Source organism: Kitasatospora sp. NPDC057198, assembly GCF_042670125.1.
Taxonomy (GTDB): Bacteria; Actinomycetota; Actinomycetes; order Streptomycetales; family Streptomycetaceae; genus Kitasatospora.
Genome location: NZ_JBHUWH010000177.1, coordinates 1 through 14,625 on the forward strand (window position 1 = coordinate 1; position 14,625 = coordinate 14,625).

The 14,625-nt window shown below is 74.5% G+C and carries 13 protein-coding genes; 3 read left to right on the forward strand and 10 right to left on the reverse strand.

Features of this window, described 5'->3' with window-relative positions; all coding sequences use genetic code 11:
* The 3 genes from ACFUEL_RS20480 to pdhA all read right to left on the reverse strand — a co-directional run.
* Positions 1-424: biotin/lipoyl-containing protein (locus tag ACFUEL_RS20480; RefSeq protein ID WP_380237822.1), on the reverse strand; the 424-nt coding region annotated here is incomplete at its 3' end.
* A 14-nt stretch (positions 425-438) separates the two neighbouring features.
* A complete protein-coding gene (locus ACFUEL_RS20485) occupies positions 439-1,413 on the reverse strand; it encodes an alpha-ketoacid dehydrogenase subunit beta (protein ID WP_380237823.1) in 975 nt (324 codons plus the stop codon).
* The gene (gene pdhA, locus ACFUEL_RS20490) at positions 1,413-2,564 is read right to left on the reverse strand and encodes a pyruvate dehydrogenase (acetyl-transferring) E1 component subunit alpha (protein WP_380237824.1); all 1,152 of its coding nucleotides are present in this window, start codon (positions 2,562-2,564) and stop codon (positions 1,413-1,415) included. The genes ACFUEL_RS20485 and pdhA overlap by 1 nt, the downstream gene beginning before the upstream one ends.
* A 312-nt stretch (positions 2,565-2,876) precedes the next feature.
* Between pdhA and ACFUEL_RS20495 the strand changes: the two genes are divergently transcribed.
* Together ACFUEL_RS20495 and ACFUEL_RS20500 are read left to right on the forward strand one after the other, a co-directional pair.
* Complete coding sequence (locus ACFUEL_RS20495; protein ID WP_380237825.1) at positions 2,877-3,536, forward strand: response regulator; 660 nt, start codon at positions 2,877-2,879, stop codon at positions 3,534-3,536.
* Positions 3,537-3,594: 58 nt separating this feature from the next.
* The gene (locus ACFUEL_RS20500; RefSeq protein WP_380237827.1) at positions 3,595-4,680 is read left to right on the forward strand and encodes a phosphotransferase enzyme family protein; all 1,086 of its coding nucleotides are present in this window, start codon (positions 3,595-3,597) and stop codon (positions 4,678-4,680) included.
* A 14-nt stretch (positions 4,681-4,694) separates the two neighbouring features.
* On the opposite strand, the gene ACFUEL_RS20505 is transcribed toward ACFUEL_RS20500, so the two are convergent.
* The 7 genes from ACFUEL_RS20505 to ACFUEL_RS20535 all read right to left on the reverse strand — a co-directional run bounded on the left by ACFUEL_RS20505 (position 4,695) and on the right by ACFUEL_RS20535 (position 12,750).
* Positions 4,695-6,419, reverse strand: coding sequence for a protein kinase (locus tag ACFUEL_RS20505; protein ID WP_380237828.1), 1,725 nt, complete (start codon positions 6,417-6,419; stop codon positions 4,695-4,697).
* 179 nt (positions 6,420-6,598) lie between these two features.
* Complete coding sequence (locus ACFUEL_RS20510; RefSeq protein ID WP_380237829.1) at positions 6,599-7,894, reverse strand: protein kinase; 1,296 nt, start codon at positions 7,892-7,894, stop codon at positions 6,599-6,601.
* A 105-nt stretch (positions 7,895-7,999) separates the two neighbouring features.
* Positions 8,000-8,617: a bacterial proteasome activator family protein gene (locus ACFUEL_RS20515; RefSeq protein WP_380237830.1), complete on the reverse strand. Its 618-nt coding sequence runs from the start codon at positions 8,615-8,617 to the stop codon at positions 8,000-8,002.
* 108 nt (positions 8,618-8,725) lie between these two features.
* Positions 8,726-9,826: a hypothetical protein gene (locus ACFUEL_RS20520; protein WP_380237831.1), complete on the reverse strand. Its 1,101-nt coding sequence runs from the start codon at positions 9,824-9,826 to the stop codon at positions 8,726-8,728.
* Between the two features lie 118 nt (positions 9,827-9,944).
* Positions 9,945-10,211 carry a DUF6059 family protein gene (locus tag ACFUEL_RS20525; RefSeq protein WP_380237832.1) on the reverse strand — a complete coding sequence of 89 codons (267 nt, stop codon included), beginning with the start codon at positions 10,209-10,211 and terminating at the stop codon, positions 9,945-9,947.
* An 80-nt stretch (positions 10,212-10,291) separates the two neighbouring features.
* Positions 10,292-11,053 carry an SDR family NAD(P)-dependent oxidoreductase gene (locus ACFUEL_RS20530; protein WP_380237833.1) on the reverse strand — a complete coding sequence of 254 codons (762 nt, stop codon included), beginning with the start codon at positions 11,051-11,053 and terminating at the stop codon, positions 10,292-10,294.
* Positions 11,054-11,055: 2 nt separating this feature from the next.
* Positions 11,056-12,750: an FAD-dependent monooxygenase gene (locus ACFUEL_RS20535; protein WP_380237834.1), complete on the reverse strand. Its 1,695-nt coding sequence runs from the start codon at positions 12,748-12,750 to the stop codon at positions 11,056-11,058.
* Positions 12,751-13,079: 329 nt separating this feature from the next.
* On the opposite strand from ACFUEL_RS20535, the gene ACFUEL_RS20540 reads away from it, so the two are divergent.
* On the forward strand, positions 13,080-14,597 hold the full coding sequence (locus tag ACFUEL_RS20540; RefSeq protein ID WP_380237835.1) for an MDR family MFS transporter: 1,518 nt from the start codon (positions 13,080-13,082) through the stop codon (positions 14,595-14,597).
* Positions 14,598-14,625: the final 28 nt, after the last annotated feature.

A 14,625-nucleotide genomic window follows, 5' to 3' on the forward strand; every position in this document is an offset into this window, starting at 1 on the left:
GTGCGGCGGCGGCCGTCCCGTTGGTGCGCCGGGCCCGGCGCTGCGCCGAACCGGTGCGCGGCCCGTAGCCGACCAGCACCTCGCGGCGCTCCGGCTCCGCCTCGGCGGGCGCGGCGGCGGCAGCGGGTGCGGTCGCGGCGGCGGGTGCGGCGGCGGCCGGCGCGGCGCCCGCGACGGCCACCGCGATGATCGGGGTGCCGACGTCGACGGTGGTGCCCGCCGGGAAGTGCAGCGCCTCGACCACGCCGGTGAACGGGATCGGCAGCTCGACGGCGGCCTTGGCGGTCTCCACCTCGCAGACCACCTGCCCGTCGGTGACGGCGTCGCCCGGCTTCACGTACCAGGTGAGGATCTCGGCCTCGGTCAGGCCCTCGCCCACGTCGGGCATCTTGAACTCGCGGAGCGAGCGAACATCAGTGGTCATCTTCGCTCCCCGGCTCAGAACGCGAACGCGCGGTCGACGGCGTCGAGCACCCGGTCAAGGTCGGGGAGGTAGGTCTCCTCGACCCGCGACGGCGGGTACGGGGCGTGGTAGCCGCCGACCCGCAGGATCGGGGCCTCCAGGTGGTAGAAGCAGCGCTCGGTGAGCCGGGCGGCGAGCTCCGCGCCCAGGCCCAGGAAGACCGGGGCCTCGTGCACGACGATGCCGCGGCCGGTGCGCTTGACGGACTCCTCCAGGGTGGCGAAGTCGATCGGCGACAGCGAGCGCAGGTCGACCACCTCCAGCCGGCGGCCGTCCTCCTCGGCGGCCCGGGCGGCCTCCTGGCAGACCTTGACCATCGGGCCGTAGGCGATCAGCGTGGCGTCGGTGCCGGGCCGGACGATCCGCGCCGAGTGCAGGGGCAGCATCGGGTCCTCGCCGACCTCGCCCTTGTCCCAGTAGCGGCGCTTGGGCTCCAGGAACACCACCGGGTCGTCCGACTCGATGGCCTGGCGCAGCATCCAGTGCGCGTCGTGCGCGTTGGACGGGCTGACCACCCGCAGGCCGGCGGTGTGCGCGAAGTACGCCTCGTGCGACTCGCTGTGGTGCTCGACCGCGCCGATGCCGCCGCCGAACGGGATGCGCACGGTGACCGGCATCTTGACGTGGCCGAGCGCGCGGGCGTGCATCTTGGCGAGCTGGGAGACGATCTGGTCGAAGGCCGGGTAGACGAAGCCGTCGAACTGGATCTCCACCACCGGGCGGTAGCCGCGCAGCGCGAGGCCGATCGCGGTGCCGACGATGCCGGACTCGGCGAGCGGGGCGTCGATCACCCGGTCGTCGCCGAAGTCCTTCTGCAGGCCGTCGGTGATCCGGAAGACGCCGCCGAGCTTGCCGATGTCCTCGCCCATCAGGACGGTCTTCGGGTCGTTCTCCAGCGACTTGCGCAGCGCCTCGTTGAGCGCCTTGGCGATGCTGAGCTGGCCGGCCATCAGTGGTGCTCCCCACCCTCGAAGGAGGCGGCGTACGCCTCGTACTCGGCGCGTTCCTCGTCCACCAGCGGGTGCTGCTCGCTGTAGACGTGGTCGAAGACCAGGGTCGGGTCGGGGTCGGGCATCGACCGGACGCCCTCGCGCACGCGCAGACCCAGCTGCTCGCTCTCGGCCTCGATCCCGGCGAAGAACGCCTCGTCGGCGAGGCCCTCCTTCTCCAGGTGGGCCTTCAGCCGCAGGATCGGGTCCTTGGCCTTCCAGGACTCGGTCTCCTCGGACTGCCGGTAGCGGGTCGGGTCGTCGGAGGTGGTGTGCGCGCCCATCCGGTAGGTGAACGCCTCGACCAGCACCGGGCCCTGGCCGCTGCGGGCGTGGTCGAGCGCCCAGCGGGTGACCGCGAGGACGGCGAGCACGTCGTTGCCGTCGACCCGGACGCCGGGGAAGCCGAAGCCGGAGGCGCGGCGGTACAGCGGGATGCGGGTCTGCACCGCGGTGGGCTCGGAGATCGCCCACTGGTTGTTCTGGCAGAAGAACACCACGGGCGCGTTGTAGACCGAGGCGAAGGTGAACGCCTCGTTGACGTCGCCCTGGCTGGAGGCGCCGTCGCCGAAGTAGGCGACCACCGCGTCGTCCGCGCCGTCCTTGGTGATGCCCATCGCGTACCCGGTGGCGTGCAGGGTCTGCGCGCCGATCACGATGGTGTAGAGGTGGAAGTTCTTCTCGTTCGGGTCCCAGCCGCCGTGGTTCACGCCGCGGAACATGCCGAGCAGGTTCAGCGGGTCCACGTCGCGGCACCAGGCCACGCCGTGCTCGCGGTAGGTGGGGAAGGCGTAGTCGCCGGTGCGCATCGCGCGCCCGGAGCCGACCTGGGCCGCCTCCTGGCCCAACAGCGACGCCCACAGGCCGAGTTCGCCCTGCCGCTGGAGCGAGGTGGCCTCCGCGTCGAAGCGCCGCACCAGGACGAGGTCCCGGTAGAGCGAGCGCAGTTCCTCCGGCGTCACCGCGAGCGGGAACTCCGGGTGCTCGACCCGTTCGCCCTCCGGGGTCAGCAGTTGGACGAGCTCCGGCTCGGCGCCGATGCCGGCCCGGGCGGGGTCGGGGACGCCGGGGGCGGCCTTCTTGCGCGCCCTCGACGTGCTTTTGACGGTCACGTTCACTCCTCGGTCTGTCCGGCCGCCCGGGGTCGCCGGTGGCCGGTCCGGATCGCCCTTCCGGCCGGCGCGCTTGGGTGTGCGCACCGGTGCGGGCGGGCGGTGTTCCCTTTCCGACGGCGTCCCTCACGAGAACGTTACCCAGCGACGCCCCTCGGCGCCTTTGCGCTAGGACGTCCTAGTTGTTCTCCGGCGGGAAACCGCCGGGATGACGCGGCTTGCCCGTTCCGGTCAGGACACCAGCGCACGGTATCCGGGCGCGGGCCGCTGCGAAAGGGGGTAACCGACATCGATTTGTGCGACGCTTTGCAAATGACGGATAACGGACATATCAGGGTATTTCTCCTCGATGATCACGAAGTGGTCCGCCGCGGCGTGCACGACCTGCTCTCCATGGAGGGCGACATCGAGGTGGTGGGCGAGGCCGGGACGGCGGCCGAGGCGCTCAACCGCATCCCGGCGGTCCACCCGGACGTGGCGGTCCTCGACGTCCGGCTGCCCGACGGCAACGGCGTCGAGGTGTGCCGCGAGATCCGCTCCCAGGACCCGTCGGTGAAATGCCTGATGCTCACTTCCTTCTCCGACGACGAGGCGCTGTTCGACTCGATCATGGCGGGGGCCTCCGGATATGTCCTGAAAGCGATCCGCGGAACCGACCTGCTCTCCGCGGTGCGCGACGTCGCGGCCGGCAAGTCCCTGCTCGACCCGGTGGCCACCAGCCGGGTGCTGGCCCGGCTCCGCGACGGGGGCGAGAAGGAGGACGAGCGGATCGCGCAGTTGACGAAGCAGGAGCGCCGGATCCTCGATCTGATCGGCGAGGGGATGACCAACCGGCAGATCGGCAACGAGCTGCACCTGGCCGAGAAGACGGTGAAGAACTACGTCAGCAGCCTGCTGGCCAAGATGGGCATGGAGCGCCGCACCCAGGCCGCCGCCTACGTGGCCCGGCGGCAGGCCGACCAGCACCACTGAGAGCAGATTCGCACACGCTGTGTCAAGTCACCATCACGCCGAGTAATACGCTCTGTGCGTGACGGACGGACAGACCCTCTCCCTCGCGCCGGCCCGCCCGGACGCCACCGCTCCCCCCGTCGGTACCCTCAGCCCCCCGGTCGCGCACGCCGCCGTGGCCGGGGTCCTGCGCGCCTACCGCGTCCCGCCGCCGACCGCGGTGGCACCGGTCGCGGAGGGCCTGCTCAACCGGGGCTACCGGGTCGACACCGGGGACGGCCGCTACTTCCTCAAGTGCTACGTCGACCGGGCCACCGCCAACCGGCCCGCGATCACCGTCCAGCACCGCGCCACCGCCGCGCTGGCCGCCCGCGGCCTGCCGGTGCCCGCCCCGCTCGCCGACCGGGACGGCCGGACCGTCACCGCGCACGGCGGGCGGCTGTTCGCGCTCTACCCGTGGGTGGCCGGAAACCACCGGCACGGCACCGGGCTCACCCCCGCCGGGTGCGGCGAACTCGGCGCGCTGCTCGGGGCGTTGCACGGCGCGCTGGCCGAGGTGTGCGCCCCGGTGCGGCAACCCGGCGGGGTGCTCAGCGCCGAGGCCGGGGAGACCCGGCGGATCATCGCCGACCTCCGCGACCTGGCCCGCGCGCACCGCCCCTACGACGCCTTCGACCGGCGCGCCGAGGAGCACCTCGCCCAGCGCCTCGACCTGCTCGACGCCCACCGCCACCGCCGCCCCGGCCCCGCCGACGCCCCGCCCACCGGCTGGACCCACGGCGACTTCCACGGCCTGAACGTGCTCTACCGCGGCGACGCCGTCAGCGCCGTCCTGGACTGGGACAAGCTCGCCCCGCACCCGGTCGCCGAGGAGGCCGTCCGGGCCGCCACCCTGCTCTTCAACGACCGCGCCACCGGCGTCCTCGACCTCCCCCGGGTCCGGCACTGGGCCCGCGCCTACCGCGCCACCGGCGCCGCGGACGCCGAACAGGTCGCCCGCGCCGTCCACCGGGTCTGGTGGGAGCGGCTGAACGACCTGTGGATGCTGCAGTGGCGCTACCAGCGCCGCGACCACCGCGCCGACCCGCTCTTCCCGGCCGCCGCCGGGCAACTGGCCTGGTGGTGCCAGGAGTACGAGCAGGTCATGGACGCCTTCACCAACTGACCCGCCCGGCCGGGCTACTGGCCGAGCGGCAGGTTCACCCTGTTCGCCGGAGCGCTGTCGCCCGGCGCCGGGTTGGTGGCTCCCCCGGTCGGGGTCCCGGTGGCGGTCCCTCCCGTGCTGGGCTTGCTGCTCGGGCTGGCCGGCGGCGAGGCCGACTCCGTCGGCGAGTGCGAGGCGCCGGTCGGGGCCGTCGCGCTCGGGCTGGCCGAGCGCGAGGTGGTCGGCGAGGGCGTGCCGGTCGGCGTCTCCTGCTGGTGGGTGCTGCTGCTCGGGGTCCGGCTCGGCGCCGCCGTGGTGGGCCGCTCGACCGGCTCGTCGGTGCTCGGGGCACTGGGCGTCGACACCGGCGCGGTGGTCTGCTGCTCCTTTTCCGGGGTGCCCTTGTGGTCGTTGGCGGTCAGCGCCAGCGCGACCCCGATGGTGGCGGCGAGCACCAGCGCGACCACGCCCAGCACCCAGCCCCACGGGTTGCGGCGGTGCGGCCCGCCGGGCTCCTCGCCGTCCCCGTCGCCGCCGGCGCCGCCCGCCCCGGAGGCCGCCGGGTAGGGCTGCGCGGGCGTGTGGTACGCCGAAGTGGCCTGGTACGGCAGCGCCTCGGTGGCGCCGGTGTCGCCCGCGACCGGGCTCATCGGCTCGGTGAGCGAGGCGGAGCCGGGCGGCGGGGTGTGCTCCCAGGCCCCGGCCGCGGCGGCCGCCGCCAGGCCCGCGGCGCCCGCCGGGAAGCCCGCGCCGGCCGCGCCGTGCATCTGCCGCAGCGCGTGCTGCACGTGGGCGCGGAACTCGTCGGCGCTCTGGAACCGGTCGTCCGGGTTCTTCTCCAGCGCCCGCAGCACCAGCGCGTCCAGCGGCGCCGGCACCCGGTCGTTGGTCCGGGACGGCGGCACCGGCGCGTCCTGGACGTGCTGGTAGACCACCGACAGCGGCGTCTCGCCGACGAACGGCGGCCGCAGGGCGAGCAGTTCGTAGAGCATGCAGCCGGCCGCGTACAGGTCGGAGCGGTGGTCGACGGCCTTGCCGAGGGCCTGCTCGGGCGAGAGGTACTGCGGGGTGCCCATCACCATGCCGGTCTGGGTCATGGTGGTGGCGCCCCCGGCCAGCGCCCGGGCGATGCCGAAGTCCATCACCTTGACCGCGCCGGTGGTGGTGATGATGACGTTGGCCGGCTTGATGTCGCGGTGCACGATGCCGTGCCGGTGGCTGTAGGCCAGCGCCTCCAGCACCCCGGCGGTGATGATCAGCGCCTGGTCGACCGGCGGCGCCTCCTCGTCCACCAGCAGCTCGCGCACGGTGCGGCCCTCGACCAGCTCCATCACGATGTACGGGGTGGACTCCCCGCCGTGCTGCTCCTCGCCGGTGTCGTAGACCGCGACGATCGAGTGGTGGTTGAGCGCCGCGACGGCGTGCGCCTCGCGGGTGAAGCGCAGCCGGGCGGTGTCGTCCTCGGCGAGCTCCGAGCGCAGCAGCTTGACCGCGACAGTGCGGCCCAGCCGGATGTCCTGGGCGGCGAACACCTCGGCCATCCCGCCGCGGCCCAGCCGCCGGGTCAGCCGGTAGCGGCCGTCGCCGACCGTGGGGAACGGAACGGCGCTGCCGCGGCCGGGAGTTCGGGGCCCGGACGGGATCGCCTCGGTGGGGCCGGTGGCCTCCCCGGACCGGTCCGCGTCCCCGCCCGGGACGCCCTCGCCGGGCACGTCCCACCGCTGGTCCCCGTCGTCGTCCGGTCGTTCGCTCTGACCCATCGCTCCTCGCCCCGGGCAGCCGCTCGGCGTGCGCTCGCCCTGTCGGTTCTTCCCCAGCACGCTACCGTCTCGCGCCCTCCGGCGTGGAACGCGACGGCGCACGCGGGGGTCGGATCGGACGGTGCGGGCCCGCCCGACGAGCGGGTTCGAGTAGCGTGTTGACCGGTTGCGCCCGGGACTCAGGGGTTCGCGCTGGCCACCACGACGACGATCACCACGAACGCCAGCAGCAGTACGCCGGCGATCACGCAGATGACGATCGCCGCGGTCGAGCAGCCGCTGCGCTGGGCGGGCGCCGCGTACGGCATCGCCATCGGCGGGGCCTGCATCGGGGCCTGCACCTGGGCCGGGAAGGGCGCCGGGGTGGTCTGCGGGAACGGCTGCTGGAAGGCCGGCTGCGGGAACGGCGGCGGGGTCTGCGCCACCTGCGGGAAGGGCGGCGGGGTCGGCGCCGCGTACGGCGGCGGGGTCTGCGGGCCCGGGTACGGCTGCTGCGGCTGCACCGGCGGGAAGTTGGTCAGCGACGGCGCGGCGTGCACCGAGCGCGGGCCCTCGCCGATCACCAGCGGGGTGGACGCCTGCAACGGCGTGTTGCCGCCGCCCTGCGCCCCCGACAGGACGCGCTCCAGCTCCTCGCGCATCGCCTCCGCGGTCGGGAACCGGTGCGCCGGGTCCTTGCGCAGCGCCCGCTCCACCAGCGCGTCGATCTCCGGGGTGACCGCCCGGTTCAGCGTGGACGGCGCCGGCGGGGTCTCCTGCACGTGCTTGTAGGCGATCGAGAACGCCGAGTCGCCGTCGAACGGCAGCTGCCCGCTGAGCAGTTCGAACAGCATGCAGCCGACCGAGTAGAGGTCGGACCGGGCGTCCACGCTCTTGCCGAGCGCCTGCTCCGGCGAGAGGTACTGCGGGGTGCCGACCACCATGCCGGTCTGCGTCATCGAGGTGACGCCGGACTGCAGGGCGCGGGCGATGCCGAAGTCCATCACCTTGACGACGCCCTTGGTGGACACCATCACGTTGGCCGGCTTGATGTCGCGGTGCACCAGCCCCTGGTCGTGCGATGCCTCCAGGGCCGCCAGCACCGCGCCGGTGATCTTCAGCGCCTGCTCGTTGGGCATCGCGCCGAGCGCGGTCACCTGCTCGTCCAGCACGTCCTTGAGCGAACGGCCCTCGACGAACTCCATCACGATGTACGGCGTGGTCGACCCGTCCGGCGCGACGTCCTCGCCGGAGTCGAACACCGACACGATGTTGGTGTGCTGGAGGCGTGCCACGGCCTGCGCCTCGCGCCGGAACCGCTCCCGGAACGAGTCCTCCCGGCCCAGTTCGGTGTGCAGCGTCTTCACCGCGACCTGACGGTCAAGCACCGTGTCGTGGGCGAGGTGGACGGACGCCATGCCGCCCTGCCCGAGCAGCCGCTGCAGCACGTACCGGCCGTGCCCGAGCGAGTACCCCTCGGTGGTGCCCTCTGTCATCGTCCCAGCTCCCCCTCGGCGCGCGGTACTACTCCGGACACCGGTCAGGGTAGCGGTTCGGGGCCGCGCCGAAACGCGGCCCCCGCAAGCCCACCGTGGGTAGGGCTACAGGTACGGACCGGAGCGGATCCCGCGGCCCGGACCCTCCTCGTGGTCACCCTCCGCGCCCTGCAGACCGGGGGGCAGCGCCCGCCGCATCTGCTCCAACTGCGCCCGCGCCGCCATCTGCTGGGCGAACAGCGCGGTCTGGATGCCGTGGAACAGGCCCTCCAGCCAGCCCACCAACTGCGCCTGGGCGATCCGCAGTTCGGCCTCGGTCGGGATGCTGTCGTCGGCGAACGGCAGCGAGAGCCGCTCCAGTTCCTCGACCAGCTCCGGAGCCAGACCCATCTCCAGCTCCTTGATCGAGCTGGCGTGGATGTCCTTCAACCGGGCCCGGCTCGCCTCGTCGAGGGGCGCCGCCCGGACCTCCTCCAGCAGCTGCTTGATCATGCTGCCGATCCGCATCACCTTCGCCGGCTGCTCGACCATCTCGGTCACCGGCAGCTCGCGCGGCTCGTCGTCCTCGTCGCCCCGCCCCAGCCCGCCGGCCGGCGCGGTGCCCACCGCCATCCCGTCCGGCCCGACGATCAGCACCTTCGGGCTCTCCTCCGACCTCCCGCCCGACGCCTGTGACGCCTGGTAGGGATCCTGCTGCGACCGCTCGTTCATCGGGTTGGTCATAGCTCCTTCATATGCTCCGTGCACCGGAGAGGTCAACGCGGCCGGCCCACCGATCGTCCCGCTCCGAGCGGCGCCGGCCGCCACCGGCCACCGGCGGGCGGTGCTCCGCTACCTCCGGCGCAGCCGCAGCCCGATCATCCCCAGGCCGAGACCGATCATCCCCAGGCCGACGCCCAGCGGCAGCTGCCGCGCGGACGGGTCGCCCCAGTGGTGCGGTCCGGACACCACCGGGACCACGGGCACCACCGGGCCGGCCGCCAGCTGACCGCCCGCCACCGCCGACTCCTGCGCGCCCGCACCGCCGTCCGCCTGCTCGTTCGCGTCCGCGCCCCGGTCCACGCCCCGGTCCGCGCTGGGGCCCGCACCGGGGTCCGGCAGGGCGGAGGCCGCGTCCCCGTCCTCCCCCGCGCCCCGGCCCGGCCCGGCCGGCTGCCCGCCGTCGGGGCCGTCGGGGCCGTCGGGGCCGCCCGTCGGCGGGGGCGTCCACGGCTCCGCCGGGAACAGCGGCACCACCGGCTGCTGGTGCCGCCCGTGCCCGGGAGCGGCGGACGACGGCTCGGGACGCTCCGGCACTCCGCCCGGGAAGGCCGGAGAGGCCGAGGAGACCGAGGGCTCCGCCGGGGTGGGCACGGGCGGAGGGGTCGGCGAGGCCGACGGGGAGGGGGGCGGGGAAAAGGTCGGGGAAGAGATCGGGGACGGGGACGGCGGAGGCGACTCACCCGGCTCCCCCGGCTGCTCGGTCCCCACCGGGACGGACGGCACCACCGGGGACGCGGCGCTCCGGGTGGCCGTCGGCGTCGCGACCGCCGTTGCGCCAGCCGTCGTCGTGGCCGACCCTCCGGCCGGGAGCGGCGGCACCGGCGGCACGGACAGCGTGGACGGCGCGGAGGGAACGGGCGGCACCGGCGGTACGGACGGCGCGGGCGGCACGGATATCGCCCCGCCCGGCGGCCGGGTGGCCTCCGCCGCCTGCCCCGCCACCTGCTGCCGCGCCGCGTCCAGCTGCTCGCGTGCCTGCGCGCGGGCCGCGTCCAGCTGGGTCTGCGCCTGCTGCCGCGGCTCGGCCGCCGGGTCGGCGGCCAGCGCCGGGGCGGCCAGCAGCAGCGGGAGCGCCGCCCCGGTCAGGGCCGCCCAGCGGCACAGCGCGGGCGGGCGGACGGTGGTGGGGCGGACCGGAGCGGCGGGCCCGGGGCGGCGGCGAGCGAGCATGGAAAGCAGGTCCTCCCGACGGCCGTCCGCAGGGGGATGCGGGCGGAGGCGGAACAGCTTGTGACCAGACTCACATACTCGGACACTCAGGGCATTTCGACCATTCGCCCGATGCCGTTCACTTCAGCAGGCGCGCGTTCAGCTCGGCCCAGGCCAGGCACTCCTCGCGGCTCAACCGCACCATGCCCCGCCGGTCGGGGTGGCCGGGCGGCGGGCCGGCCGGCTCCTCCTCCCCCTCCCCTTCCCCCTCCTCCTCCGGCGCCGGGAACGGGAAGGTGTCCTGTCCGGGCAGCCAGAGGGAGTGCAGGCTCGGGCTGAAGAACAGCCCGAGCCACCCCAGCGCGACGACCGTGCGGCGCAGCGCCGTCCACAGGATCTTCCGCACCCCTCGTGCTCCTCTTCTCGTTCGCGGTGGCGGTGTCGGTGGTGCGACGGGGGCGGGGGCGGGGCCGCCGCCGGCGCGGGTCAGCGGCCGCCGGCGACGACGAGTTCCTCGCCGGTGATGTTGCCGTTGGCCGCCGAGCCCAGGAAGAGGGCGGCGGCCGCGACGTCCTCCGGGCGGTTGAGCACGCCGCTCGGGGTGGCGGCCCGCTCGCCGGCCCGCAGCTCCTCGGGGAGCGCCGCCCGGACGTCGGAGGTCAGGGTCAGTCCGGGGCTGACCAGGTTCACCAGCACTCCGGTGCCGTGCAGGTCCCAGACCAGGCTGCGGACGAACCCGTGCAGGCCGCTCTTGACGGTGCCGTAGTACTCGCGGCCGGGCTTGCCGAGCCGGGCCACCAGGGAGGAGACCAGGACGACCCGACCCCAGCCGCGGCGGCGCATCCCGGGCAGCACCAGTTGCACGGTGCGCAGCGTGCCGACCGTGTTCTGCTCGACGAAGGGGGCCCACTCGGCCGGGTCGTGGTCCTCGAACCGGGCCCCGCGGGGCCGCAGCGCCCCCGGCATCATCGCGTTGCCGACCAGGACGTCCACCGGGCCCCAGCGGTCCTCGACCTCGGCGACCGCCCGCTGCGGCGAGTCCGGCTCGCCGAGGCGGTAGCGGACGGCCAGCGCCCGGCCGTCGGCCGCGCCGAGTTCCGCGGCGAGCGCCCGCGCGGCGTCCTCGTCGCTGCCGTAGCCGATCGCGACCCGGGCGCCCTCGGCGGCGAAGGCCCGGGCGGTGGCGCGGCCGATGCCGCGGGTGGCGCCGGTGACGAGGACGGTGCGGCCGGCGAGTCCGAAGTCCATCTCTAGCTCCTGGGTCGGTGGGTGTCGGCTCGGTCGGTGTCGGCTCGGTCGGTGCCGGTGTCGGTGCCGGTGCCGGGGAGCGGGTCGGTGACCAGCCCGGCGGTGGCCGCGGTCAGCGCGGCGGCGAGCAGGGCCCGCTCGCCGGCCCCGCCGCGGGCCGAGACGTAGCCGTCCGGCCGGACGAGCACCCAGTCGCCCGCGGCGGTGAGGCCGAGGCGGCGGCGCAGTGCGCCGTCCGGGTCGGGCAGGGCGGCCGGGCCGGCGCCGGGGTCGTCGACCGTGCGGACCGCGAGCCAGTCGCCGAGGCGCTTCTCCAGCCCGGCGAGGGTGCCGTCGAGGGCGGAGCGGCCGCCGCCGACCAGCAGCTTCCAGCCGACCGTGCGCAGCTCCCCGGCCAGTGCGGCGAAGCCGGGCCGGGCGAGGTCCGCCTCCGCCAGTTCGGAGAGCCGGCGGCCGGGGGCGGGGCCGGTGGCGCCGGGCGCGGTCGCCGGGTGGCTGAGCGCGCTGTCGGCGTAGCTGAGGTCGAGCGCCGACATCGCCCGCATGATCTTCCGGGAGACCTTCGAGCGGAGCGCGGGGAAGGTGCTGACCACCTTGAACATCACCGGCAGCACGAACGCCGCCACCGGGTGCTTGAGCTGGATCAGCTGGGTGGCGCGGTTGGTGGAGCCGAGCAGGGCGGCGCCGACCGGCACCCGCTCCTGCGAGTAGGTGTCCAGCAGGGCTTCGGCGGCCTCGCCGCGGACCACCGCGGCGAGCTTCCAGGCCAGGTTGTAGGCGTCCTGGAGGCCGGTGTTCATGCCCTGGCCGGAGGCCGGGCTGTGCACGTGGGCCGCGTCGCCGGCCACCAGGCAGCGGCCGGCCCGCATCGAGCGGATCATCCGCTGCTGGATGGTGAAGACGGACACCCAGGTCGGCCGCTCGACCCTGACCGGCCGGCCGACGCCCAGCGAGAGCCGTTCGGCGAAGCGCGCGCCGACCGCGTCGGCGTCCCCGTCGTAGGAGGCGTCGGCGGTGTCCAGCAGGCGCCACTTGCCCTGTTCCGGGAAGGGCACCGCCATCAGCGAGCCGTAGCGGGTGCGCAGCCAGTGGATGGAGCGGTCGTCCAGGTCGGTGTCGAGCACGGCGTCGGCGATCAGCCAGGTCTCGCTGGAGTCGCCGACCAGGGTCAGGCCCAGCAGTTTGCGCACCGTGCTGTGGCCGCCGTCGCAGCCGACCAGCCAGGGGACGCGCACCGTTTCCCGGGTGCCGTCGGCGCGGTCGAGGACGGCGGTGGCGCCGTCGGGGCCGTGTTCCAGGGATTGCAGCCGGGTGCCCCATTCCACCTCGACGCCGAGCCGGGAGACGGCGTCCCGCAGCACCCGTTCGGTAATGGCCTGGTCGACCATCACGGTCATCGGATAACGCGTCGTCAGTTGCGAGTAGTCCGCGTCCAGTGCGGCGAGTTTCCGGCCATTCTGGTGCAGCGTGAACTTCTGGACTTTCCGGCCTTTCGGCATGAGGTCCGGAAGGATTCCCATCTGGTCGTAGATTTCGAGGGTGCGGGCGTGGGTGGCCAGGGCCCGGCTGGTCGGCGACGGGCCGGCGGCGGCGTCGACCAGCCGCACCCGGACGCCGTGCCGCAGCAGTTCGTGCGCCAGGGTGAGTCCGGACGGCCCGGCCCCGACGACCATGACGTGCGCTGGTTCTGTGGACATCGTCCGCCCTTTCCGCTGCGGCGCCGCACCGGTGCGCGACGGCTTCTTGGACCTAGCCGCGGCGAGCCTGCCGGGCGCGGCTAGAAGTCCGCTCGAAACCGCATCCAGGACGGCCGGGCCCGCCGGAGGGGGGCCGGGGAAAGGCCGGATTCGGCGCGCATTCCCCGGGGGGAGCGAATGCGCCCCTCCTCAACCGGCCTGCCCGTGCGCTAGAGTGACGCGGCGTCAGCCCGCCGCCGTGCGGATACGCCGCGGAATGAGCCGGGCACACCACCTCGAATGCGGCGGAACGCAATTCGCCGCGTCGCCGTCACGGAGCGGAGCGCCGCATGGCCGCCAATCGGTCGGATGTGAACTCGAAATCGGCAGGGCCCGGCGACGCCGAGGACGCCGGAACCGCGCCGGAGGCGTTACCGCGCTCCCTGCTCGTGCTGGGCGCGGCGGTCAGCCTCGGCGTCGTCATGTCGACCCTCGACACCACCATCGTCTCGGTCGGACTCCGGGCGATGGGCGAGGAGTTGGCCGCCCCGCTGTCCACCGTCCAGTGGGTGACCACCAGTTACCTGCTGGCCTTCTCGATGGTCATACCCCTGGTCGGCTGGGGGGTGTCCCGGTTCGGCGCGCGCCGGATGTGGCTCTCCTCGCTGACCGTGTTCGTGGTCGGCTCGGCGCTGTGCGGCCTCGCCCGGTCGGCCGAGTCGCTGATCGCCTTCCGCGCCCTGCAGGGCCTCGGCGGCGGCATGCTGCTGCCGCTCTCGCAGAACATCCTGGCGCGCGCGGCCGGCCCGAAGCTGATGGGCCGGGTCATGGGCATGGCCGCCGTCCCGGGCATGCTCTCGCCGGTGTTCGGCCCGCTGCTCGGCGGCCTGATCGTCGACCACCTCGACTGGTCCTGGCTGTTCTACGTCAACCTCCCGCTCGGCGCGGTCGCACTGGGCCTGGCGGCCAAGCTGCTGCCCCGCGACGAGTCCACCACCCGCGCCCCGCTGGACGTGCTGTCGGTGCTGCTGCTCTCGCCCGGCCTGGCCGTCCTCACCCTCGGCTTCCTGGACGCCGGCGGGCCGAGCGGCTTCTCCTCGACCCGCGCCGCGGGCGAACTCCTGGTCGGCGCCCTGATGCTGGGCGGCTTCGTGCTGCACGCGCTGCGCCGCCGCACCACCGCGCCGCTGGTCGACCTGCGGCTGCTGCGGCACCGCCCGGTGGCCGCCTCCGCGGCCACCTCCTTCCTGCTCGGCGCCTCGCTGTTCGGCGCGCTGTTCCTCTTCCCGCTGTACCAGCAGCTGCTGCGCGGCCAGGACGCCATGGCGGCCGGCCTGCTGCTCGCCCCGCAGGGCCTGGGCGCCGTGCTGATCGCCCCGCGGGCGGGCCGGCTCACCGACCGGTACGGCGCCGGCAAGGTGGTGCCGGTCGGCATGGTGCTGGCCCTGCTGGGCACCCTGCCGTACGCCTTCGTGGAGTCCGACACCTCCGAGGTGTGGCTCGGCGGCGTCCTGCTGGTGCGCGGCCTCGGGCTCGGCGCCACCTTCGTCCCGACCCTGGTCGCCGCCTACCACGGCCTCGACCGGGTGCGGATCCCCGACGCCACCAGCATCGTCAACATCTCGCAGCGGGTGGGCGGTTCGATCGGCACCGCGCTGCTCTCCCTGGTGCTGCAGCGCAGCTACCAGCAGCAGGCCGGGCCGGACGCCGTGGTGACCGAGGTGCGGGCCGGCACGCACGCCGCCGCGCAGCTGGTGCCCGCCTTCGGCAGCGCGTTCTGGTGGACGCTGGGCTTCAGCGCGCTGGCCCTGCTGCCGGCCCTGGCGCTGCCCAGGCGCCCCGCCGCCGGGACGGCCGCGCACCACTGACCCGGAACGCGGGCGCGCGGGTCGCGGT

Coding starts and splice junctions, on each gene's coding strand:
- ACFUEL_RS20485 (WP_380237823.1), bottom strand. CDS start 1,413: ATGGCCGGCCAGCTCAGCATCGCCAAGGCGCTCAACGAGGCGCTGCGC.
- ACFUEL_RS20495 (WP_380237825.1), top strand. CDS start 2,877: ATGACGGATAACGGACATATCAGGGTATTTCTCCTCGATGATCACGAA.
- ACFUEL_RS20505 (WP_380237828.1), bottom strand. CDS start 6,419: ATGGGTCAGAGCGAACGACCGGACGACGACGGGGACCAGCGGTGGGAC.
- ACFUEL_RS20510 (WP_380237829.1), bottom strand. CDS start 7,894: ATGACAGAGGGCACCACCGAGGGGTACTCGCTCGGGCACGGCCGGTAC.
- ACFUEL_RS20515 (WP_380237830.1), bottom strand. CDS start 8,617: ATGACCAACCCGATGAACGAGCGGTCGCAGCAGGATCCCTACCAGGCG.
- ACFUEL_RS20520 (WP_380237831.1), bottom strand. CDS start 9,826: ATGCTCGCTCGCCGCCGCCCCGGGCCCGCCGCTCCGGTCCGCCCCACC.
- ACFUEL_RS20530 (WP_380237833.1), bottom strand. CDS start 11,053: ATGGACTTCGGACTCGCCGGCCGCACCGTCCTCGTCACCGGCGCCACC.
- ACFUEL_RS20535 (WP_380237834.1), bottom strand. CDS start 12,750: ATGTCCACAGAACCAGCGCACGTCATGGTCGTCGGGGCCGGGCCGTCC.
- ACFUEL_RS20540 (WP_380237835.1), top strand. CDS start 13,080: ATGGCCGCCAATCGGTCGGATGTGAACTCGAAATCGGCAGGGCCCGGC.